This is a genomic window from Amycolatopsis orientalis DSM 43388 (assembly GCF_000411975.1).
Lineage (GTDB): Bacteria > Actinomycetota > Actinomycetes > Mycobacteriales > Pseudonocardiaceae > Amycolatopsis > Amycolatopsis orientalis_D.
In genome coordinates this window covers 221,298-241,244 of record NZ_ASXG01000015.1, presented here as the reverse complement: position 1 = coordinate 241,244, position 19,947 = coordinate 221,298, and the positions used below count along the sequence as shown (strand labels likewise).

General features: G+C 68.8%; 16 protein-coding genes. 12 read left to right on the top strand and 4 right to left on the bottom strand.

Translation table 11 applies throughout. The features are described from left to right. Positions 1 to 24: 24 nt before the first annotated feature. The 4 genes from L942_RS02645 to L942_RS02630 all read left to right on the top strand — a co-directional run bounded on the left by L942_RS02645 (position 25) and on the right by L942_RS02630 (position 8,128). Positions 25 to 495 carry a MarR family winged helix-turn-helix transcriptional regulator gene (locus L942_RS02645; protein WP_037354324.1) on the top strand — a complete coding sequence of 157 codons (471 nt, stop codon included), beginning with the start codon at positions 25 to 27 and terminating at the stop codon, positions 493 to 495. Between the two features lie 63 nt (positions 496 to 558). Continuing rightward, positions 559 to 4,548, top strand: coding sequence for a DUF7507 domain-containing protein (locus L942_RS02640; protein WP_037354322.1), 3,990 nt, complete (start codon positions 559 to 561; stop codon positions 4,546 to 4,548). A gap of 174 nt (positions 4,549 to 4,722) precedes the next feature. Then, the gene (gene rph, locus L942_RS02635) at positions 4,723 to 7,314 is read left to right on the top strand and encodes a rifamycin-inactivating phosphotransferase (RefSeq protein ID WP_037354319.1); all 2,592 of its coding nucleotides are present in this window, start codon (positions 4,723 to 4,725) and stop codon (positions 7,312 to 7,314) included. Between the two features lie 103 nt (positions 7,315 to 7,417). Next, positions 7,418 to 8,128 carry a CAP domain-containing protein gene (locus tag L942_RS02630; protein ID WP_200862679.1) on the top strand — a complete coding sequence of 237 codons (711 nt, stop codon included), beginning with the start codon at positions 7,418 to 7,420 and terminating at the stop codon, positions 8,126 to 8,128. Here L942_RS02630 and L942_RS02625 read toward each other — a convergent pair. The 3 genes from L942_RS02625 to L942_RS02615 form a co-directional block, all read right to left on the bottom strand. Next, positions 8,122 to 9,114, bottom strand: a complete 993-nt coding sequence (locus tag L942_RS02625; RefSeq protein ID WP_037354313.1) for a cation diffusion facilitator family transporter — start codon at positions 9,112 to 9,114, stop codon at positions 8,122 to 8,124. The genes L942_RS02630 and L942_RS02625 overlap by 7 nt on opposite strands. A gap of 10 nt (positions 9,115 to 9,124) precedes the next feature. Continuing rightward, positions 9,125 to 10,060, bottom strand: coding sequence for a hypothetical protein (locus L942_RS41855; protein WP_051165665.1), 936 nt, complete (start codon positions 10,058 to 10,060; stop codon positions 9,125 to 9,127). 135 nt (positions 10,061 to 10,195) lie between these two features. Beyond that, on the bottom strand, positions 10,196 to 12,487 hold the full coding sequence (locus L942_RS02615) for a (Fe-S)-binding protein (RefSeq protein ID WP_037354311.1): 2,292 nt from the start codon (positions 12,485 to 12,487) through the stop codon (positions 10,196 to 10,198). A gap of 168 nt (positions 12,488 to 12,655) precedes the next feature. On the opposite strand from L942_RS02615, the gene L942_RS02610 reads away from it, so the two are divergent. Genes L942_RS02610 through L942_RS02600 form a run of 3 tightly spaced genes read left to right on the top strand, consistent with a single transcriptional unit; the run spans position 12,656 to position 13,987 of the window. Beyond that, positions 12,656 to 12,982: a DMT family transporter gene (locus tag L942_RS02610; protein ID WP_037354309.1), complete on the top strand. Its 327-nt coding sequence runs from the start codon at positions 12,656 to 12,658 to the stop codon at positions 12,980 to 12,982. After that, complete coding sequence (locus L942_RS02605; protein ID WP_037354306.1) at positions 12,979 to 13,539, top strand: TetR/AcrR family transcriptional regulator; 561 nt, start codon at positions 12,979 to 12,981, stop codon at positions 13,537 to 13,539. The genes L942_RS02610 and L942_RS02605 overlap by 4 nt, the downstream gene beginning before the upstream one ends. A 22-nt stretch (positions 13,540 to 13,561) precedes the next feature. After that, positions 13,562 to 13,987, top strand: coding sequence for a GNAT family N-acetyltransferase (locus L942_RS02600; RefSeq protein ID WP_037354304.1), 426 nt, complete (start codon positions 13,562 to 13,564; stop codon positions 13,985 to 13,987). A gap of 66 nt (positions 13,988 to 14,053) precedes the next feature. Here the strand turns inward: L942_RS02600 and L942_RS02595 are convergent, their stop codons facing one another. Beyond that, a complete protein-coding gene (locus L942_RS02595; protein ID WP_037354302.1) occupies positions 14,054 to 14,593 on the bottom strand; it encodes a YbhB/YbcL family Raf kinase inhibitor-like protein in 540 nt (179 codons plus the stop codon). A 163-nt stretch (positions 14,594 to 14,756) separates the two neighbouring features. Between L942_RS02595 and L942_RS02590 the strand changes: the two genes are divergently transcribed. The 5 genes from L942_RS02590 (at position 14,757) to grpE (ending at position 19,931) form a co-directional block, all read left to right on the top strand. Further along, the gene (locus tag L942_RS02590) at positions 14,757 to 15,533 is read left to right on the top strand and encodes a DUF4097 family beta strand repeat-containing protein (RefSeq protein ID WP_037354299.1); all 777 of its coding nucleotides are present in this window, start codon (positions 14,757 to 14,759) and stop codon (positions 15,531 to 15,533) included. 19 nt (positions 15,534 to 15,552) lie between these two features. After that, positions 15,553 to 15,771: a hypothetical protein gene (locus L942_RS02585; protein ID WP_037354298.1), complete on the top strand. Its 219-nt coding sequence runs from the start codon at positions 15,553 to 15,555 to the stop codon at positions 15,769 to 15,771. Then, positions 15,768 to 17,174: an alpha/beta hydrolase gene (locus L942_RS02580; protein ID WP_037354295.1), complete on the top strand. Its 1,407-nt coding sequence runs from the start codon at positions 15,768 to 15,770 to the stop codon at positions 17,172 to 17,174. The genes L942_RS02585 and L942_RS02580 overlap by 4 nt, the downstream gene beginning before the upstream one ends. Before the next feature lie 187 nt (positions 17,175 to 17,361). Next, positions 17,362 to 19,227: a molecular chaperone DnaK gene (dnaK, locus tag L942_RS02575; RefSeq protein WP_037354293.1), complete on the top strand. Its 1,866-nt coding sequence runs from the start codon at positions 17,362 to 17,364 to the stop codon at positions 19,225 to 19,227. Further along, positions 19,224 to 19,931 (top strand): nucleotide exchange factor GrpE, encoded by a 708-nt coding sequence (grpE, locus tag L942_RS02570; RefSeq protein ID WP_037354290.1) that lies wholly within the window; start codon positions 19,224 to 19,226, stop codon positions 19,929 to 19,931. Before dnaK ends, grpE begins: the two co-directional genes overlap by 4 nt. Positions 19,932 to 19,947 lie beyond the last annotated feature (16 nt).

The window sequence follows — 19,947 nt, the reverse complement described above, 5'->3', positions numbered from 1 at the left end:
AAATAGTTCGCTAGACTTCGGGGCATGTCAAGCGAGCGCGAGGATCTGGTCGCTGAGCTGCTGCTTCGGGCCCGGAAGCTGTCGACCGAGACGGTCATGTTCCATACCGCCATCGCTGAGCAGAGCGGGCTGTCCGCGGTCGAAAGCAAGGTCACCGACTACCTCGCCCGGCTCGGTCCGCTCACTCCGAAGGAGCTGGCGGGGTACGCCGGGCTCGCGCCGGCGTCCGTCACCGCGCTGGTCGACCGGCTCGAGCGCAAGGGCATCGTCAACCGAATGCCGCATCCAGACGATCGGCGGAAGGTTCTCGTCCGAGTCGACCCGGCGACCGTCGAACGCTCCGCGCCGTTGTGGGACTACATCGTCTCGGCGACCAAATCGGTGGCGGACGGCTACTCCGACGAGCAACTCCAAACGGTGATCGGCTTTCTCGAACAGGCAGCGGCCATCACCCACGAGTCAACCGTGCGTCTCACCAATCGCTCAGCGGAGTGAGGTAATCCCACTGCCGGGTAGGAAATCGCCGCGGCGTCACCGGATGGTGGAAAACTTGCCCGCATGGTTTCGGCCGGGAAACGTCTGCTCTTAGTCCTCGGCCTGACGGCCACTCTGCTGACCGCTGCCCTGCCCGCGGCGCAGGCCCGGCCGGCGCAGGCGTTGCAGGTCGCGACGGCCGCCGAACCGCATCGGGTGCACGTTGGCGACCAGGTGACGTTCACGGTGAGCGTGACGAACCCGGCTTCGGACGCGGTGTCCGATGTGGACGTCGTGGATGAGCAGAACCCGCAGTGCGGCAAGAAGATCGGCACCTTGGCGCCAGGGGCCAGCACGCGTTATCAATGCACGTTCACCGCGCCGGAGCAGGGGTTCGTCTCCGCGGTCAAGGTGACCGGCGTGGGTTCCGGCGGGGAGCGGTTGTCGGCTTCGGCGGGCAGCAACGTCGATGTCCTCCGTCCGGCCGTGCTGTTGAGTCAACAAGTCGACAAACCGGCTTACCGTGCTGGCGATCAGGCCATCTTCACGCTCAAGACCACCAATACCGGCGACGTTCCGCTCCACGACGTGACCATTGGCGACCCAGCGGTCCCCTCGTGCGCTCGCGCGATCGGATCCCTCGCGCCGGGGCAATCGGTGGTCGGCACCTGCGCGGCGAGCGTGCCGCTGCCGGACGGAGCCAGTGCGACCGTGAAGGGGATCGACCCGCTCGGCAAGGTCGTCAGTTGGACCGCGGACGCGAAAGTCCCCCTCATCACGCCCGCGGTAGCGGTCTCGAAGGAGGCCGTTCCGCCGGTGGTGCACGGCGGGGATCAGGTCACCTGGAAGGTCACCGTGCGCAACACCGGGGACAGTCCGCTCAACCCAGTGGACGTCACCGACGACACCACGCCGGAATGCTCGCGGTCCTTCGGCGTGCTCACCCCCGGCACCGAGCAGACCTACTCCTGCACCGCGAAACCCGCGCGCACCACGACAAACAGCGTCACCGCGACGGGTACTGACGCGACTGGCCGACCGGTCACCGCCAAGTCTTCGGCCACTGTCACGGTGATCCATCCGGCCTTGGCGGTCACCGCTGCGGTCTCCCCCGCGCAGGTGCGCGAAGGGGACCGCGTCACTTTCACCGTGACCGTGCGCAACGCTGGCGACGTGCCGCTCGACGACGTCGCGGTAGCCGACGACAGCGTGCCCGGTTGTGTCCGCAAGTTCGGCACGCTGGCACCCAACGCGGTCGAGACGTACAAGTGCGAACAGTTAGCTCCTGCGGACGACGTGACCAACACCGTGGTCGCGACTGGTAAAGATCAGCTCGGCACGACACAGCGCGCCACTGTGGAGGCGCGGGTCGACGTGGTTCACCCGACGTTGGAGGCTGCTGTCGCCGCGGCGCCCGCGCAGGTGCGCGAGGGGGACCATGTCACCTTCACCGTCACAGTGCGCAACAGCGGAGACGCCGAACTCCATGACGTCACGGTGGCCGACGACCGGGTCGCGGAATGCGCCCGAACTCTCGGAACTGTTGCTGCCCAAGGCAAGCAGACCTTCACCTGCGGCACAGTCGCCGGGGCCCAGGGCTTCCCGAACGACCTGACCGTCACCGGCACCGACCCGACTGGCCGCCCGGTCAGCGCAAAGGCGAGTGCGTCGTTCACCGTGCAGCACCCGGCGGTCAGCTTGACCGCGAGTGTCCAAGGTGGACCGTTCCGCGAAAACGACGCCGTTGCGGTGCACGTGATCGTGGTGAACACCGGGGATGTGCCGCTCACCGGACTGGCCGTCACCTCGATGGCCCGCGCCGAAGGCTGCGCGCAGCAGCGCGACGCGCTCGCCCCGGGTGCCAACTGGACGTTCGACTGCACCACCACCGCACCGAGCACCGACGTGACCGAAGCACTGCAGGTCACCGCGAAACCGCCGGTCGGAGCGCCGGTGACCGCAGCGGCCGAGGCAGCGATCGACGTGATCCATCCGCTCGTCACGCTCGCACAGAGCGTCGCGCCCGCCGTCGTGCGCCCGGGCGCGCCCGCGACGTTCACCTTCACCGTCACCAACGCTGGCGACACCGAACTCCACGACACGCAGGTCGCCGACCCCGCCGTGCCGGAATGCGTCAAGCGGGTGGGAACCCTTGCCCCGCAGGCAAAGCAGACCTACACCTGCACCCGGCCCGCGACTGACGACCTCACCAGCGACGCGACGGTCACCGGCACCGATCCGTCCGGCCGCCCGGTCAGCGCGACCGCGAGCGCGCACGTCGACGTCATCCACCCGGCCGTCCAGCTCGCCCAGACTGTCGCGCCGACGCAGGTGCGCGAGGGGGACGAAGTCACCTTCACCGTCACCGTGCGCAACAGCGGAGACGTCCCGCTGACCCAGGTGTCCATTGTGGACGAAAAGACTCCTGGCTGTGTCCGCGACTTGCCCGCGCTGGCCGCCGGTGAAGAACAGCACTACACCTGCACCGTCAAAGCCGGGCAGGACGGCTACTCGAACACCGCGAAGGTGACCGCCGCCGACCCGATCGGCGGCACGGTAACCGCCACGGCGGACGCCGCGTTCACCGTCGTGCACCCGGGATTGGCGTTGACGAAGACCGTCCACGGCGGTCCCTTCCGCGCTGGCGACCCGGTCACCTTCACCATCACGGCCACCAACACCGGCGACGCCCCGCTGACCGCCGTCCAGGTCGCCGACCAGGGCTCGTGCGCGAAAGACCTGGACACCCTCGCTCCGAAAGCCAACAAGGCCTACGACTGCACCATCCCCGCCCCGGCCGACGACGCGGTCAGCACCGCGCACGTGACCGGCACCCCGCCGGCCGGTCCGCCGCTCACCGCGTCCGCCGACGCGCACGTCGACGTCATCCACCCCGCGCTCACCGTGACGACCTCGGCGAACCCGACCGTCGCGCGGGCCGGCGACCCGCTCACCGTGACGGTCGCCGTCACCAACACCGGCGATGTCCCGCTCACCGCGGTGACCAGCAACGACCCCGCCTGCACGAAGAAATTCGACCGCCTCGACCCCGGTGCCGGGCAGAGCTACCAATGCACCGTGAAGGCCAAGCCGGACGACTTCACCGTCGTCGCCGCACTGACCGGCACCGACCCGACGAATCGCCCGGTCACCGCGTCCGGGTCGGCGAAGATCGACGTCATCCACCCGGAACTCGCGCTGATGAAGGCCGCCCAGCCGTACGAGGTGCGCCAGGGCGACAAGGTCACCTTCTCGCTGCTGGTCCGCAACGTCGGGGACGTGCCGCTGACCGCGGTGTCCGTTGTGGACGATCGCACCCCGGCCTGCGGGCACCAGATCCCGAGCCTCGCCCCGGACGCGCAGCTCGAGTACCAGTGCACGATCACCGCGGGCGCGGAGGGCTTCACGAACACCGCTAAGGCGACCGGAACGGACCCGACGCAGCGCACCGTGAGCGCTTCCGCCCAGGCGTCGTTCAAGGTGAAAAAGCCCGCGCTGACCGTCGCCAAACACGCCGCCGGCAGCGCGTATCGAGCCGACGACGCGGTGCCGTTCGAGGTCGTGCTGACCAACACCGGCGACCAGCCGCTGCACGACGTCCGGGTGACTGGCGATCCGGCCTGCGGGCACACCTTCGCCGAGCTTCCGGTCGGTGGAACCCAGCGCTACCAGTGCGTGGCTCCGGCAACTGCCCTGCAGACCACCGCGACCGCCGCTGCCCCGTGGGGACCGCCGGTCACCGCGACCGGGAAAGCGGACTACGTGGTGCTTCGCCCAGCGCTGGACCTGCGCCGCGATTACCTGCGCCAGCCCATCCGGCCCGGTGACCCGGTGACGTACGTGAGCATCCTCCGCAACACCGGGGACGCGCCCTTGCACGAGGTGACCGTTCGCGACGCGGACCCGGCCTGCTCGTTCACCGTCCCCCAGCTGGCTCCGGGCGAGCAGGTCATCCGCGCCTGCACGCTTTCGGCTCGCGCGGACGTCACCACCACAACGAGCGCGATCGCGCTTGACCAGACTGGTCGGACAGTCTCGACGGAGGCCACCACGACGACGAAGGTCGGCCCGTGAGGAAGGCAAAAGAAAAGGCAGCGAAGAACATCTCTCCCTGCCGTATTTAACTTATAACGCAGTGGGGGCCTTGCCGCAAGACCCGGGTGGTACCGCAGAATCTCCAGCCGACACAGGCTGCCGCTCGCCGGCGAACGAGAGCCGAGAACGACCACAGACGGGGGAAACGAACGAATGGGCAGCTACGTGCTCGGTCTCCAGCAGATCGACCGGGAGCAGGTCGCGCTCGTCGGAGGCAAGGGCGCGCATCTGGGCGAACTCGCGCGGATCGACGGGGTCCGCGTGCCGCCCGGCTTTTGCGTGACGACGGAAGCGTTCGAGCGGATCCTCGCGAACGCGCCGGAACTGGCCGGGCCGCTGGACCGGTTGTCGAACCTCGATCCGGACGACCGGGACGCGATCAGCGCAGGCAGCGCGGAGGTCCGGCAGGCGCTGGAAGCGATCGCCATCCCGGACGATCTCGCGGCGGAGATCACCGACGCGCTAGTCGACGGCCGCGCCTACGCGGTCCGGTCGAGCGCCACCGCGGAGGACCTTCCCGGGGCTTCCTTTGCTGGTCAGCAGGACACCTATCTCAATGTCATCGGCGCGGAATCGGTTCTGCGGCACCTCAGCCGGTGCTGGGCGTCCCTGTTCACCGAACGCGCCGTGACGTACCGGCTGCGCAACGGCTTCGACCACCGGAAAGTCCGCATGGCCGTGGTCGTGCAGCAGATGGTCTTCCCGCAGGCGGCCGGGATTCTCTTCACCGCCGACCCGGTGACGTCGAACCGGAAGGTCGCCACGGTCGAGGCCAGCTTCGGCCTCGGTGAGGCACTGGTGTCCGGCCTGGTCAACGCCGACCACTACCAGGTGCGCGACGGCGAGATCATCGATAAGGAGATTTCCGCCAAACAGCGCGCCGTCTTGGCCGTGGAGGGCGGCGGTACCGAAGAGCAACCGATCGCCGAGGACCAGCGGGACCAGGCCGCGCTGACCGACGACCAGGTCGTGCGGCTGGTGGAACTCGGCCGCGCGATCGAAGCGCATTTCGGCCGCCCGCAGGACATCGAATGGTGCCTGGCCGACGACGAGTTCCAGATCGTGCAGAGCCGCCCGATCACCACGTTGTTCCCGATTCCGGAGGCTACCGGCGAGGGAAACCGCGTCTACGTCTCGGTCGGGCACCAGCAGATGATGACCGACGCGATGAAGCCGCTGGGCCTGTCGGTCTGGCAGCTGACGACCCCGCGGCCGATGGCAGAGGCGGGCGGACGGCTGTTCGCCGACGCCACCCCGCTGTTGACCGTGCCCAAGAGCCGCGCCGGTTTCCTTGAGGTAGCCGGGAAAACCGACCCGCTGATGGGAGACGCGCTGGAGACCGTGCTTTCCCGCGAGGGCTTCCTTCCGCTGGCCGACGAAGACGCGCCCGGCGCGCAGGTGCCCGGCGTCGCCCCGGCCACCATCGAGACCGATCCGGCCGTCGTCACCGAGCTGATCGGGCACAGCGAAGCCTCCGTCGCCACGCTGCGGCGCGAAATCGCCACGAAGTCCGGCAACGAGTTGCTCGACTTCATTTTCGAGGACATCAAGGAACTGCGCCGGATCCTCTTCGACCCGCGCAGCCACCAGGTGTTCACCGCGGCGATGCAGGCGTCCTGGTGGCTGAACGACCACCTGCGGGATTGGCTGGGCGAAAAGAACGTCGCCGACACACTCACCCAGTCCGTTCCGCACAACGTCACCGCGGAGATGGGCCTGGCGCTCCTCGACGTCGCGGACGTCGTGCGGAACCATCCCGAGGTCGGCGCTTTCCTGCAGGACGTCGAGGACAACGGGTTCCTGGACGAGCTGCCGAAGCTGCCCGGCGGCGAGGAATCGCGCGCGGCGATCCAGGGATACCTCGACAAGTACGGCATGCGCTGCGTCGGTGAGATCGACATCACCCGGCCGCGATGGAGCGAACAGCCGGTCGCGCTGGTGCCGATGTTGTTGTCCAACATCAAAAACTTCGAGCCGGGGGCCGGGAAGCGGCGCTTCGAAGAAGGCCGGCGGGAGGCGCTGGACAAGGCACGGGACGTGCTGGAACGCTTGCGCGCCTTGCCGGACGGCGTGGCGAAGGCCGAGGAAACCGAGCGGATGATCGAGCGTGTCCGCACGTTCACCGGATATCGCGAATACCCGAAGTACGGCATGGTCAGCCGGTATTTCGCGTACAAGCAGGCGCTGCTGGACGAGGCGCGGCGGTTGGTGCGGGCCGGAGTGCTCGATGAGCCGGAAGACCTCTTTTTCTTGCGGTTGCGGGAATTCCGGGAGGTGGTGCGGACCCACGAGGTGGACCGCGAGTTGATCCGGCGGCGCAAGGAAGAGTTCCGGTCCTTTGCCTCGCTGACGCCGCCGCGCGTGCTCACGTCGGACGGCGAGGCGCTCTCCGGGAAGTACCGCCGCGCGGACCTGCCGGAAGGCGCGCTCGTCGGGCTGCCGGTGTCGGCTGGGACCATCGAAGGACGCGCCCGCGTCATCCTGGACCTCGCCGACGCCGCTCTCGAACCCGGCGACATCCTCGTCACGGCGTACACGGATCCGAGCTGGTCGCCGCTGTTCGTCGCGATCACCGGCTTGGTGACCGAGGTCGGCGGCCAGATGACGCACGGCGCGGTGATCGCCCGGGAGTACGGCCTGCCCGCGGTCGTCGGAGTCCAGAACGCGACGCGGCTGATCAAGGACGGACAGCGGATCCGGGTCAACGGCACGGACGGGTACCTCGAGGTTCTCGACGCCCGATAGTGGGTCTCCGGCCGCTGCGCCATTTGGAGGTAACCATCGTAATCAGTTCGTGATAGTTTCCGCGGCTGTGTCCTCCATTAGTGTGCGCGTTCGAGCGGTGACGGTGACTCTCAGTGTTCTTCTAGGAGGGCTCGGAGCAGCCGGTGGGACTTTCGCGCTGCGCTCCGGGCACCTCGGCACACTGAGCGTCGCTGTCCCGGAAACGCGCGACGACGAGACGTCCGCGGGTGCGCTGCGGCCGTTCGCGGTGTCGCCGGCGTCCTCCACGTCGGCGACCCCGAGCACCAGCGCGCCCGCGACGACGCAGGCACCGCCGCCGTCAACGCCGCCGTCGCCGCCGTCGACGTCGGCCACTCCGGCACCGCTGCCGCCGCCCGCTAAAGAGTCCAAAGAGGACACTCCGACGAGCAGCAGTACGACGGCCTCCCCCAAACCGCGCAGCGCGCCGACGCTGACGGGGCAGGTCCTCGCGCTGGTCAACGACGAGCGGGAGAAGGCGGGCTGCGACCCGGTGGCCGAGGAAGCACATCTCGACAAAGCGGCGCAGGGGCACAGCGACGACATGTCCCAGCGCGACTATTTCTCCCACGACACCCCGGAAGGCGAGAGCTTCGCCGACCGCATCACCGCCGCGGGATACCCCAAGCCGGGCGCGGAGAACATCGCGAAGGGCGCGACGAGCGCCGACCAGGTGATGCGGATGTGGATGAACTCCAGCGGGCACCGCAGGAACATCCTCAACTGCTCGCTGACGAAACTGGGCGTCGGCGTCGCGACCGACGGCCGGTATTGGACGCAGGACTTCGGCTACTGATTCGGCCGCGGCGGAAGGCCGTATCGGGCCAGCACTGTCGCGCGCAGTTTCGGATCCGTCCGCGGCACCGGTTCGATGAACACTTCCGAGACGTCCGGGAACCGCTCGCTCAGTTCGTCCGCCAGCCGCACGCACGCGTGTTCCAGGTCGGAGGCGCCGAGCGCGTCGTCGAAGTCCACGCGGGCGCAGACCAGAACGTGGTCGGTGCCCATCAGCATGGTCTGCAGGTCCACCAGTGCGTCGATTTCCGGCGCGGCCCCGAGGTGGTCCCGGATGCCGCGGACCAGGCGCGGATCCGCCTGGCGGCCGACCAGGAGACCGCGGTTCGTGCTGCCGAGCAAGTACGCGACGCACGCGAGCAGCACGCCGATGAGGATCGAGGCGAGGCCGTCCCACACGTCCGAGCCGGTCAGCTGGTGCAGCCCGATCCCGGCGAACGCGAGCAGCAGGCCGATCAGCGCGGCGGAGTCCTCGAACAGCACCGTCTTCGGGGCCGGGTCGTCGATCATCCGCAGGTAAGCGAAGAACGGCCGCTGCTCGGCCTTCGCGTCGCGGCGAACCTGGCGGACCGCCTGCGCCCACGACACCGATTCCATCGCGAAAGCCAGCCCCAGCACGATGTAGCCGACGATCGGTTTCGTCTGCTCCGCGCCCTCGCCGAAAACGGTGGTGAATCCTTCGTAGAGCGCGAAAACCGCGCCGGAAGCGAAGATCGACACCGCGGCCAGCAGCGACCAGAAGTACCGCTCCTTGCCGTACCCGAACGGATGGCGGCGATCCGCCGGCCGTTCCGACCGTTTCAACGCGGTGAGCAGCAGGACCTCGGTGATGGTGTCGGCGACCGAATGCGCGGCCTCCGACAGCATCGCGCCCGATCCGGTGATGATGCCCGCGACGAGCTTCAGCACCGCGATCGCCAGGTTCACCCCGCCGGCCAGTACGACGGTGAGGGTGCTTTCGCCGCCGCCTTCCGTTTCGTCGCTCACGCCGGAAAGACTAACTGCCCTGCGGGGTACGCCGCCTGCTACCAGCGGCCACGACGAGGGCTAAGGCGACCGCGACCAGCACCGCCTGTTCGACTGTCGCGGCGAAGCCCGCGTTCACGGCCGACAGCAACCCGACCCAGCCGTACGTCACGGTGGCACCCGCGGCCAGCGAAATGGCGGGAGGACGCACGCGGATCGCGTACGCAACCACTGCCGCTTCCAACGCCAGCATCACGACCACGTTCGGCCACGGAGGGAGGAGCGACTTTTGCATGACGACCTGAAACAGCGTGCTTGCGATTGCGCCGACCGCGAAGCCGAGCCAACCGTTGCCGCGCACCGGCTTCGGGGTGACAGTGCGGCGAAGTGTGCCGAATACGAGTACGGCGGCGACGAGGAACGCGCCGACCAGCTGTGCCGGAGACGCGAGGAAATGCCTCATTTGGTAGCTCACGAAGAACGTCGCCGCACAGCCGATGGCTAATACGCCGCTCCATGCCCAGAGCCCAGGCCTGCGCAACCACGACGTACGGCCGAAGAAGGCTTCCGCGATCGCGATGGGCGTGGCGATGCTCCACACCACGTGCAGCGTCAGCACGTACACAGTCCACTGTCCGCCGATACCCAGCCAAGGAACGTACGCGGGCTTAAGCAGATCGAGGTCGAGATAGTGCGGGTTGAAGAGGGTCTGGGTCAGCAGTCCTTCTTCTGCGACGCCGTACGCGAGCGCCAGCGCGATGATGGTCGGCCAGCCGCGATTCATCCGCCGCGCGGCTTCGCGGATCAACACCGCGCCGGCCCCGTAGAGCGTCACGAACATCGCGAACATGACCAGTTGCCGACCCGCTTGCGGCGGGCCGGACAGGTACTGGTCGCCGAGCAGGAATTCGGCGAAGAACGGCGAAAGGGCGGCCAGTGCGGCGACTGCGGTCTTCCGGAAGGTCATGCCGGGAGCGTCGCAGCGCGCGCGTGCGCCGCCCCGGGCCGAACATCATCATCCGGCACTGACAAATGTCCCGGGTCGCGCGAAAAAACGGCCCCTGGCATCCGCGGATGCCAGGGGCCGTCTTCAGCGAGAACCTCAGTCGTCGCCCTCGGGCAACGGCGTTCCGGTCGGCTTCTCGTCGGTCGGGACGTCCGGCTTGGCGGACAGCTCCGCGTCCGATTCGTCCAGCGAGGGCGCGCCCGAGGCGACCAGCGCCGGCTCCGGCTTGCGCTTGACCGCCGTCAGCAGCAGCTGCGCGACGTCCACGACCTCGACCTTCTCGCTCGCCATGCCGTCGCTCTGGCGCGAGGTGACGCCGTCGGTGAGCATCACGCGGCAGAACGGGCAGCCGGTGGCGATCTTCGACGGAGCGGTGCCGAGCGCCTCGTCCACGCGCTCGACGTTGATCCGCTTGCCGATCTTCTCTTCCATCCACATCCGCGCGCCGCCCGCGCCACAGCACATCGACCGGTCGCCGTGCCGCGGCATTTCGCGCAGCTGCGCCCCGGACGCGCCGACGAGCTCGCGGGGAGCGTCGTAGACCTTGTTGTGCCGGCCCAGGTAGCAGGGGTCGTGGTAGGTGACGTCCTCGGCGACCGGCGCGACCGGCGTCAGGTGCTTCTCCCGCACCAGGCGGTTCAGCAGCTGCGTGTGGTGCACGACGTCGAACTGCCCGCCCAGCTCCGGGTACTCGTTGGCGAGGGTGTTGAAGCAGTGCGCACAGGTGACGACCACCTTGCGCGCCTTGCGTTCCCGTCCCTCGAACACCGAGTTCAGCACCTCGACGTTCTGCTGCGCCAGCATCTGGAACAGGAACTCGTTGCCCGCGCGGCGAGCCGGGTCACCGGTGCAGGACTCCTCCGAGCCGAGCACGGTGTACTTGACGCCCGCGATGTGCAGCAGTTCGGCCACCGCGCGAGTGGTCTTCTTCGCGCGGTCCTCGAACGCGCCGGCGCAGCCGACCCAGAACAGGTACTCCGCGTCGCCGAGGTCGCCGTCGAAGACCGGGACCTCGAAGTCGAGGTCCTCCGTCCACTGCAGACGGTCCTTGGCGTTCTGGCCCCACGGGTTGCCCTTGTTCTCCAGGTTCTTGAACATGCCGTTCAGCTCCGTGGGGAACGACGACTCGATCATCACCTGGTAGCGGCGCATGTCCACGATGTGGTCGACGTGCTCGATGTCGACCGGGCACTGCTCGACGCACGCGCCGCAGGAGGTGCAGGACCACAGGACGTCCGGGTCGATGACGCCGCCGTCGTCGCCGACGAGCGCCTTCTGCGACTCAGCGATCGCGAGGACGTCGATGCCCGCGTACATGTTGTCGCCAGACAGGCCGATCTCATCGCCGGCCATGTCACGCTTGCCGCCCGCGAGCAGGTACGGGGCCTTCGCGTAGGCGTGGTCGCGAAGCTGCGTGATGAGCAGCTTCGGCGACAGCGGCTTGCCGGTGTTCCACGCCGGGCACTGCGACTGGCAACGGCCGCATTCGGTGCAGGTGGAGAAGTCCAGCCAGCCCTTCCAGCTGAAGTCCTCGATCGCGCCGACGCCGAAGGTGTCCTCGTCCGGATCGGCCTCTTCGAGGTCGAGCACCTTGCCCTTGCTCATCATCGGCTTGACCGCGCCGAGCGCGACCCCGCCGTCCGCCTCGCGCTTGAAGTAGATGTTGAAGAACGCGCTGAACCGGTGCCAGGCGATGCCCATGGTCATCGTGCGGGCCACCACGATCAGCCAGACCGTGGCGCTCATCAGCTTGATGAAGGCGAACACCGACACCAGCGCCGCGCTCGAGGGCAGCAGCTCGCTGAGCGGGTTCGACACGAACGCGGCCCAGGTCGGCGTCTCGTGGACGTGCATCGCGGCCTTGCCCGCGCGCACGCCGATGATGCCGATGCCCTCGATGATCACCACGGCCTCGACGAAGTAGGCCCACTTGAAGTTCGAGCCGGCGAAGCGCGACAGCCGGTCGGCCCGGCGCGGGTGGTTCAGCTGCCGGATGATCGCGAGCGCGACGCCGCCGACGACCGTGCCGACGCCGAGCAGCTCCATCAGGAGGCTCCACAGCGACCAGTCCTCGAGGATCGGCCAGCCCCAGGTCGGCACGAACACCTCGCCGTAGGCCTCGAACAGCGCGAGCGACCCGATCAGGAAGCCCCACATGACGAGCCAGTGCCACGGGGCGACCTGGCGGAACTTGGCCATGCGGGTGTGTGCCGCGAACTCCTTGATCAGGGTCATCAAGCGCGGCAGGAAGGGGCCGTTGCGCGTCGCGTCCGGCTGGCCGAGCTTGATCACCCGCACGAAGCGGGCAATGGTCGCGATGAACATTCCCCAGGCGACGATGCCCAGGAGGACGGAGATCCCCCCGAGCGTCAGCTGTACAGCGCCCATCGTCGGGTGCCTTTCGTCCGGTGTGGTGGTGCCGCCGCGCGAGCGCGCCGGTGCCGAGCAGGGTAACGCTTCTTACTGATGGGTAACCGGTAAGCCGGTCCCAAGTCCCACCGATGTGGTGCACGCCTCGCTAGCAAGTGGGACGATCGTTCAGGTACTTTCTCGGGTATGGGTGCTTACTTGTACCTCGCTTTGGCCATCGCCGCAGAAGTGACCGCCACCGTCTCGCTCAAACTTTCCGAGGGCTTTTCCAAGGTGACGCCGTCGATCCTGGTGGTCGTCGGCTACGGGCTGGCGTTCTTCGCGCTGTCGCGGGTGCTGAAGCTCGGGTTGCCGATCGGGGTGGCCTACGCGATCTGGGCGGCGGCGGGCGTGGCGCTGGTCGCGCTGGTCGGCGTGCTGTTTTTGCAGGAGCCGATCAACGTCGCGATGATCTCCGGACTCGTGCTCGTGATCGGCGGGGTGGTGCTGATCGAGGTCGGGAGCCAGTCGTGAAAATCCAGACCGACGGCCGCAAGGCCCGCGGCGAGAAGCGGCGGGCGGAGATCATCGAAGCGACCCTGCGGGTGATCGAACGCGACGGTGTCGCCGGGGTCACGCACCGCACGGTCGCGGCCGAGGCCGGGGTGCCGACGACGTCCACGACGTACCACTTCTCCTCGCTGGACGACCTGCTCGTGGCGACGCTGATTTCGTGCGCGCGCGACATGGCGACCGAGGTGTACTGGATGATCGACCGCGCCCGATCGCGTGGCAGCCGCGGCGCGGAAGAGGTGGCCGGCCTGCTCGCGGAGGCACTGGGGCCGCGCCGCGGGCGCACGATGGCGGAGTACGAGCTGTACCTGCTGGCCGCCCGCAAACCCGAACTGCGCCCGGCGGCGCGACGGTGGCTGGACGTGCTGACGTCGATGGTCCGGCACGACGACGAGGTCGCGTTCCGGGTGTTCCTCGCCGGGATCGACGGCCTGCTGATCCAGGGACTGATCGACGACGAGCCGCCGTCCGCGGAGGAACTGCGGCCGGTGGTGGATTATCTGCTCAAACCCGCTTGACGGCGCTGATTACCTTGCCGCCATGAGGACTGTGGGTGCTTACGAGCTGGACGACGACGTCTCGCGGGTGGATCTCGACGTCGTGTGGGAGTTCCTGTCCACCGAGGCGTATTGGTCGCGCTGGCGGACCCGGGACCACGTCGAGCAGCAGGTGCGGACCGCCTGGCGAGTGGTCGGGGCGTACGAGGCGGAGAGCGGTCGTCAGGTCGGGTTCGCGCGGGCGTTCTCGGACGGAGTCGCGATGGCTTATCTCTCCGACGTGTTCATCGTGGCGGACGCACGCGGCGCCGGGCTGGGCAAGGAAATCGTGCGAGAGATGATCGACCACGGGCCGGGGGCGAACTTCCGGTGGATGCTGCACACCTCGGACGCGCACGAGCTGTACCGGAAGTTCGGATTCGCGGAGCACGCGGACGGGCGGTACCTCGAACGCGAGGGGGTGCACTGACGCCCGGGCGAAGTCCTTTTCGGACGGTCGCGTGGGGCCGGTGGCACCCGGCCCCACGACGGAATCTCAGTCCTTGTTCTCGTAAACCGGCACCAACGTGGCCCGCCCGAGGGTGTGGCCGAACATGTTGAACCCGAGGAACGCCGGCGTGGCGTCCTCCGGCACGTCCAGCGTCTCCACGTCCAGCGCGTGCACCACGAAGAAGTACCGGTGCGGCCCGTGTCCGGGAGGCGGCGCGGCGCCCAGGAACTGCTTTACTCCGCCGTCACCCTTGAGCGTGACCGCCGAAGAGGGCAGCCCCGTCCCCGCGGCGTCCCCCGCACCGGACGGCAGCGAAGTCACCGACGCCGGGATGTTGAACACCGCCCAGTGCCAGAAGCCGCTGGCCGTCGGGGCGTCCGGGTCGTAGACCGTGATCGCGAAGCTGCGGGTGCCTTCCGGGAAGCCTTCCCACGCCAGCTGCGGCGAACGGTCCTCGCCGCCGGCGCCGAAGATGCCCGAGAGGTGCGGCTGGGCCAGGGTTTCTCCGTCGGCGATGTCCGTGCTGCGCAGGGTGAACGAGGGAACCGACGGCAGGTAGTCGTACGGGTTGGGCGGCTGGGGCATGGGTTCCTCCTGATTCACGGGGCTCTCCGGCCGCCAGGTTAGGACCCCGGCCCTCCCGTCGCCGCCTCAGGGATGTTTCGGGGGGTTTACCGGATGTCCCCGGGGGTCCGCTCCTTCTACCGTCTCTGGAGACAAGCCGAGAGTGGTACTGAGGGGAACTGACATGGCACGCCCGCTTCTGGCACTGGCCGGCATCGCGGTGATCGGCGTTGGGGTGGCGATCGGATTCGGCGGGTGGGGGTTCGGTTCCACGGTGTCGCGGGACGCGACGCTCACTCAGGAAATCCGCGGGGTGAAGCTGGAGAACGACTCCGGGGACGTGCGCATCCGCACCGCGCCCGGCGCGGCTCGCGTGCATCAGACCCTTCGCTACCACTTCAGCGGACAGCCCGGGGACGCTTACCGCGTCGAGGGCGACCAGCTCGTCATCCTGGACTGCGGCCGCAACTGCACCGCCGACCTGGAGCTTATCGTCCCGGCGGGGATTCCGGTCACCGGCAGTTCCGACTCCGGCACGCTGGACTTCGCGGGCGTCGGCAGCGTCGACGTCACCGCGAATTCCGGCGCGGCGCAGGTGCGGGACGTGCCCGGGCCGGTCAAGCTCCAGCTGGACAGCGGCGCGGCCGAACTGCACGACGTCGGCGAGGTGCGGGTGCACAGCCAGTCCGGCCGGATCGCGGGCGACGGCCTGCGCGGGCCGGTCGACGTCTCCGCGGGCAGCGGGCGGATCGAGCTCAGCCTGACCCAGCCGAACAACGTCAAGGCGCGGGCCGACTCCGGGCGGATCGACGTGTCCGTGCCGCGCGCCGGGTCCTACCAGGTCACCGGCACCAGCGACAGCGGGCGCCGCAGCATCGACCTTCCGCAGAACTCCAGTCCGGACACGAAAACTCTCGAGCTGAACACGGACAGCGGCAGCGTCACCGTCAAGGCCGTCTGAAGGGGAGAACAGACACCTCATGCGCAAACTCGAAACGCGGCTGCTGGCCGCGGTGCTGGCGGGCGCGGTGGGGGCGTTCGCGAGCACCGCGGCGTTCGGCCACTCGCCTGAACCGCAGGTCACGACGCCGGTCGCGGTGGTGGAAATCCCGGTGCAGCAGGGGGTCGTCCGGAACGCGGAGGCGGTCGTGCTCCGCACCTCCGCCGACGACCGGACGGGGCAGGTGCGCCGGGCATGAACCTGGCCGCCGCCGTGCTGGCCATGCTTCCGCTGGTCAGCGCACCGACTCCGGCGTTGACCTGGACGCCGTGCGGGACCCAGCCGGAACCGACCGCGCAATGCAGCCAGATCGAGGTGCCGATCGACCGCGCCCATCCGGAAACCGGCACGGTGCGCATCCCGCTCACCCGCCTGCCCGCCGCCGACCCGGCGCACCGGATCGGTTCGCTGCTGGTCAACCCGGGCGGGCCGGGCGGCTCCGGGGTGGGCTTCGTGCGCTTCGGCGGACTCGACCCCAAGGTCATCGGCTCAGCGCGGAAACCGCTGCGGGACCGCTTCGACATCATCGGCTTCGATCCGCGGGGCGTCTGGTTCACCAACCCGAAGATCAGCTGCGCCCAGGAGAAGCTGTACGACCCGAAGATCGGCCTCTTCCCCAGCACGCGCCAGCAGTACGACGCCTTCGTCGCGCACAACCGCGCGGCGGGCGAGGACTGTCTCGTCAAGACCGGCCCGCTGCTCGGGCACGTCGACACGCAAAGCGCCGCCGAGGACATCGACGCGATCCGCGGCGCGCTCGGCGAGCAGAAGATCTCCTGGCTCGGCGTCTCGTATGGCACCGAGCTGGGCGCGGTGTACGCGGCGAAGCATCCGGACCGGGTGCGCACGATGGTGCTCGACGGCGCGGTCGACCACTCCCGGCCGATGCGGCAGGCGATGGTCGAGGAAGCCGCTGCCACCGAGGACGCCTTGCTGCGGTTCTCCGCGTGGTGCGAACGCTCGACGGACTGCGCGCTGCACGGCAAGAACGCCCTCGCCCGCTACGACGACCTCGTCAGCCACGGCGCGTACGCGAAAGCGCTGGGCCGCAAGGCCACCGGCGAAGAGCTGGCCTCCGGCGCGTACGGGCACCTCTATCTCCCCGCCGAGTGGCCGGTGCTGAGCCGTGCGCTCGCGGACCCGGACGCGAGCGCGCTCGCGACCAGCGCACAGTTCGCGAGCGAAACCTACGGCGCGTACCGGTCGATCGGCTGCCAGGATTTCCCGTCGCCGTTCACCGGGCCGGCGGACCTGCGCGCGACCGCCCAGGTGATCCGCGCGGTCGCCCCGCACAGCTGGCGCTACAGCGAGTACTGGGACCTCTCCGCGGGCTGCACCGGCTGGCCGCTTCCCGCGCTGAACCCGCCGCGGCCGCAGCCGGTGCACGGAGCGCCGCCGATCCTCGTCGTGGGCGGCGCGCACGACCCGGCGACGCCGTTGCGGTGGGCCCGCGGGCTCGCCGCGCACATCGACGGATCCGCGCTGCTCACGTACCTCGGCGACGGCCACACCGGGCTGCTCAACTCCGAGTGCGTGCGGCGTGCCGAGGCCAGTTACCTGGTGAGTGGCGTCACACCGCCGCGGGGCGAATTCTGCGGGTGAACCCGGGAACAAGACCGGGGGGTGCGCCGTTATCCTGATAGCAAGGTTGAGTGCAGTCGGCTCAAGTCTGGTGGACCAGGCCGTGCGCGAGACCTCGAGAACCTGCTAAGAAGGTACTCAAGAGTGCCTCGAAACCGCAGGTCACGAACATAGCAGCAACCCAGCCCAGCACACGAGAGGAAGCACCATGGCGCGAGCGGTCGGCATCGACCTCGGCACGACCAACTCGGTCGTCGCCGTCCTTGAGGGCGGCGAGCCGACGGTCATCGCCAACTCGGAAGGCTCCCGTACCACCCCGTCCATCGTCGCCTTCGCCAAGAACGGCGAAGTGCTCACCGGCCAGCCGGCGAAGAACCAGGCCGTCACGAACGTCGACCGCACGATCCGGTCCGTGAAGCGGCACATCGGCACCGACTGGAAGACCGAGATCGACGGCAAGGCCTACACGCCGCAGGAGATCAGCGCGCGCGTGCTGATGAAGCTCAAGCGCGACGCGGAGGCGTACCTGGGCGAGGAGATCACCGACGCGGTGATCACCGTTCCGGCCTACTTCGAGGACGCGCAGCGGCAGGCCACCAAGGAGGCCGGCCAGATCGCCGGCCTGAACGTGCTCCGGATCGTGAACGAGCCGACCGCGGCCGCGCTGGCCTACGGCTTGGACAAGGGCGAGAAGGAACAGACCATCCTGGTCTTCGACCTCGGCGGCGGCACCTTCGACGTCTCCCTGCTGGAGATCGGCGAGGGCGTCGTGGAGGTCCGCGCCACCTCCGGGGACAACCACCTCGGCGGCGACGACTGGGACGAGCGCATCGTCACCTGGCTGGTCGACAAGTTCAAGGCCGCCAACGGCATTGACCTGACCAAGGACAAGATGGCGCTGCAGCGCATCCGCGAGGCGGCGGAGAAGGCGAAGATCGAGCTGTCCAGCTCCAACTCCGCCAGCATCAACCTGCCCTACATCACGGTGGACGCGGACAAGAACCCGCTGTTCCTCGACGAGACGCTGTCGCGCGCCGAGTTCCAGAAGATCACCTCGGACCTGCTGGACCGCACCAAGGCCCCGTTCAACAACGTCATCCGCGACGCGGGCATCTCGGTCGGCGACATCGACCACGTCGTGCTCGTCGGCGGTTCCACCCGCATGCCGGCGGTGGCCGACCTGGTCAAGGAGCTGACCGGCGGCCGCGAGCCGAACAAGGGCGTGAACCCGGACGAGGTCGTCGCCGTGGGCGCCGCGCTGCAGGCCGGCGTGCTCAAGGGCGAGGTGAAGGACGTCCTGCTGCTCGACGTGACCCCGCTGTCGCTGGGCATCGAGACCAAGGGCGGCGTGTTCACCAAGCTGATCGAGCGCAACACCACGATCCCGACCAAGCGGTCCGAGATCTTCTCGACGGCGGACGACAACCAGCCGTCGGTGCAGATCCAGGTGTTCCAGGGCGAGCGCGAGATCGCGGCGGCGAACAAGAAGCTCGGCATGTTCGAGCTGACCGGTCTTCCGCCCGCCCCGCGCGGCGTGCCGCAGATCGAGGTCACCTTCGACATCGACGCCAACGGCATCGTGCACGTCACCGCGAAGGACCTCGGCACGAACAAGGAGCAGTCGATGACGATCACCGGTGGCTCCGCGCTGCCGAAGGACGACATCGAGCGCATGGTCAAGGACGCCGAGGCGCACGCCGAGGAAGACAAGAAGCGCCGCGAGGAAGCGGAAACCCGCAACCAGGCCGAGACGCTGGTCTACCAGACCGAGAAGTTCGTCAAGGACAACGACGACAAGCTGCCCGAGGACCTCAAGGGCAAGGTGAAGTCGGCGATCGACGAGGCGAACGAGGCGCTCAAGGGCACCGACTCGGCCAAGATCCGCGAGTCCATCGAGAAGCTGAACACCGCTTCGCAGGAGATGGGCAGCGCGCTGTACGCGAACGCGGGCGCGGCCGGTGCCGAAGGCACCCCGGGTGCGGAAGGCGCGGCCGGTGCCGCGGGCGACGCTCCGAAGTCGAAGGCGGACGACGTGGTTGACGCCGAGATCGTGGAAGAGGACGAGAAGAAGTGACCCCCCGCCACTCCGAGACCGAGGGCACTGGCCCCGAGGAACCGGTAGTCGTGCGGGATCGGCGACGGGTGGACCCGCAGACCGGCGAGGTCCGCCCGCCCGCCGCGGAGGACACTCCGGCTGGTGAGGAGCCCGTGGAGCACGCGGGCCCCTCGCTCGGCGATTCCGTGGACGAAGCCGTTCCGGCCGCCTCGGATATCGAAAAGCAACTGTCCGAGCGCACTGCCGACCTGCAGCGTTTGCAGGCGGAGTACGCGAACTACCGCAAGCGGGTCGACCGCGACCGCGAGGCCGTCGTGCAGAGCGCGAAGGCGTCCGTGGTCGGCGATCTGCTTCCGCTGCTGGACGACCTCCAGCGCGCGGAGCAGCACGGCGACCTCACCGGTGCGTTCAAGGCGGTGGCCGACAAGCTGGTCAGCAGCCTGGAACGGGCCGGACTGGAAGCGTTCGGCGCCGAGGGCGAGGAATTCGACCCGAGCATCCACGAGGCCGTGCAGCACAACACGTCCCCGGACGTGAAGGGCCCGACGGTCACGCTCGTGATGCGTCGCGGCTACCGCTTCGGCGAGCGGGTGCTGCGGGCGGCGCTGGTCGGCGTGACCGACCACGAGCCGGCGGCGGCCCCCGCGGAGCAGCCGGTCGATCCGCCGGTCGGCGGCGAACTGCCGCTCGACGGTTCGGTCGATGAGTCCGGTCAGCAGTAACAATCGGTTCGCAGCG

What these genes read in the sequence shown, in the direction of transcription:
- L942_RS02645 (WP_037354324.1), top strand. Translation starts at nt 25, where the DNA reads ATGTCAAGCGAGCGCGAGGATCTGGTCGCTGAGCTGCTGCTTCGGGCC.
- L942_RS02640 (WP_037354322.1), top strand. Translation starts at nt 559, where the DNA reads ATGGTTTCGGCCGGGAAACGTCTGCTCTTAGTCCTCGGCCTGACGGCC.
- rph (WP_037354319.1), top strand. Translation starts at nt 4,723, where the DNA reads ATGGGCAGCTACGTGCTCGGTCTCCAGCAGATCGACCGGGAGCAGGTC.
- L942_RS41855 (WP_051165665.1), bottom strand. Translation starts at nt 10,060, where the DNA reads ATGACCTTCCGGAAGACCGCAGTCGCCGCACTGGCCGCCCTTTCGCCG.
- L942_RS02615 (WP_037354311.1), bottom strand. Translation starts at nt 12,487, where the DNA reads ATGGGCGCTGTACAGCTGACGCTCGGGGGGATCTCCGTCCTCCTGGGC.
- L942_RS02610 (WP_037354309.1), top strand. Translation starts at nt 12,656, where the DNA reads ATGGGTGCTTACTTGTACCTCGCTTTGGCCATCGCCGCAGAAGTGACC.
- L942_RS02600 (WP_037354304.1), top strand. Translation starts at nt 13,562, where the DNA reads ATGAGGACTGTGGGTGCTTACGAGCTGGACGACGACGTCTCGCGGGTG.
- L942_RS02595 (WP_037354302.1), bottom strand. Translation starts at nt 14,593, where the DNA reads ATGCCCCAGCCGCCCAACCCGTACGACTACCTGCCGTCGGTTCCCTCG.
- L942_RS02590 (WP_037354299.1), top strand. Translation starts at nt 14,757, where the DNA reads ATGGCACGCCCGCTTCTGGCACTGGCCGGCATCGCGGTGATCGGCGTT.
- L942_RS02585 (WP_037354298.1), top strand. Translation starts at nt 15,553, where the DNA reads ATGCGCAAACTCGAAACGCGGCTGCTGGCCGCGGTGCTGGCGGGCGCG.
- L942_RS02580 (WP_037354295.1), top strand. Translation starts at nt 15,768, where the DNA reads ATGAACCTGGCCGCCGCCGTGCTGGCCATGCTTCCGCTGGTCAGCGCA.
- dnaK (WP_037354293.1), top strand. Translation starts at nt 17,362, where the DNA reads ATGGCGCGAGCGGTCGGCATCGACCTCGGCACGACCAACTCGGTCGTC.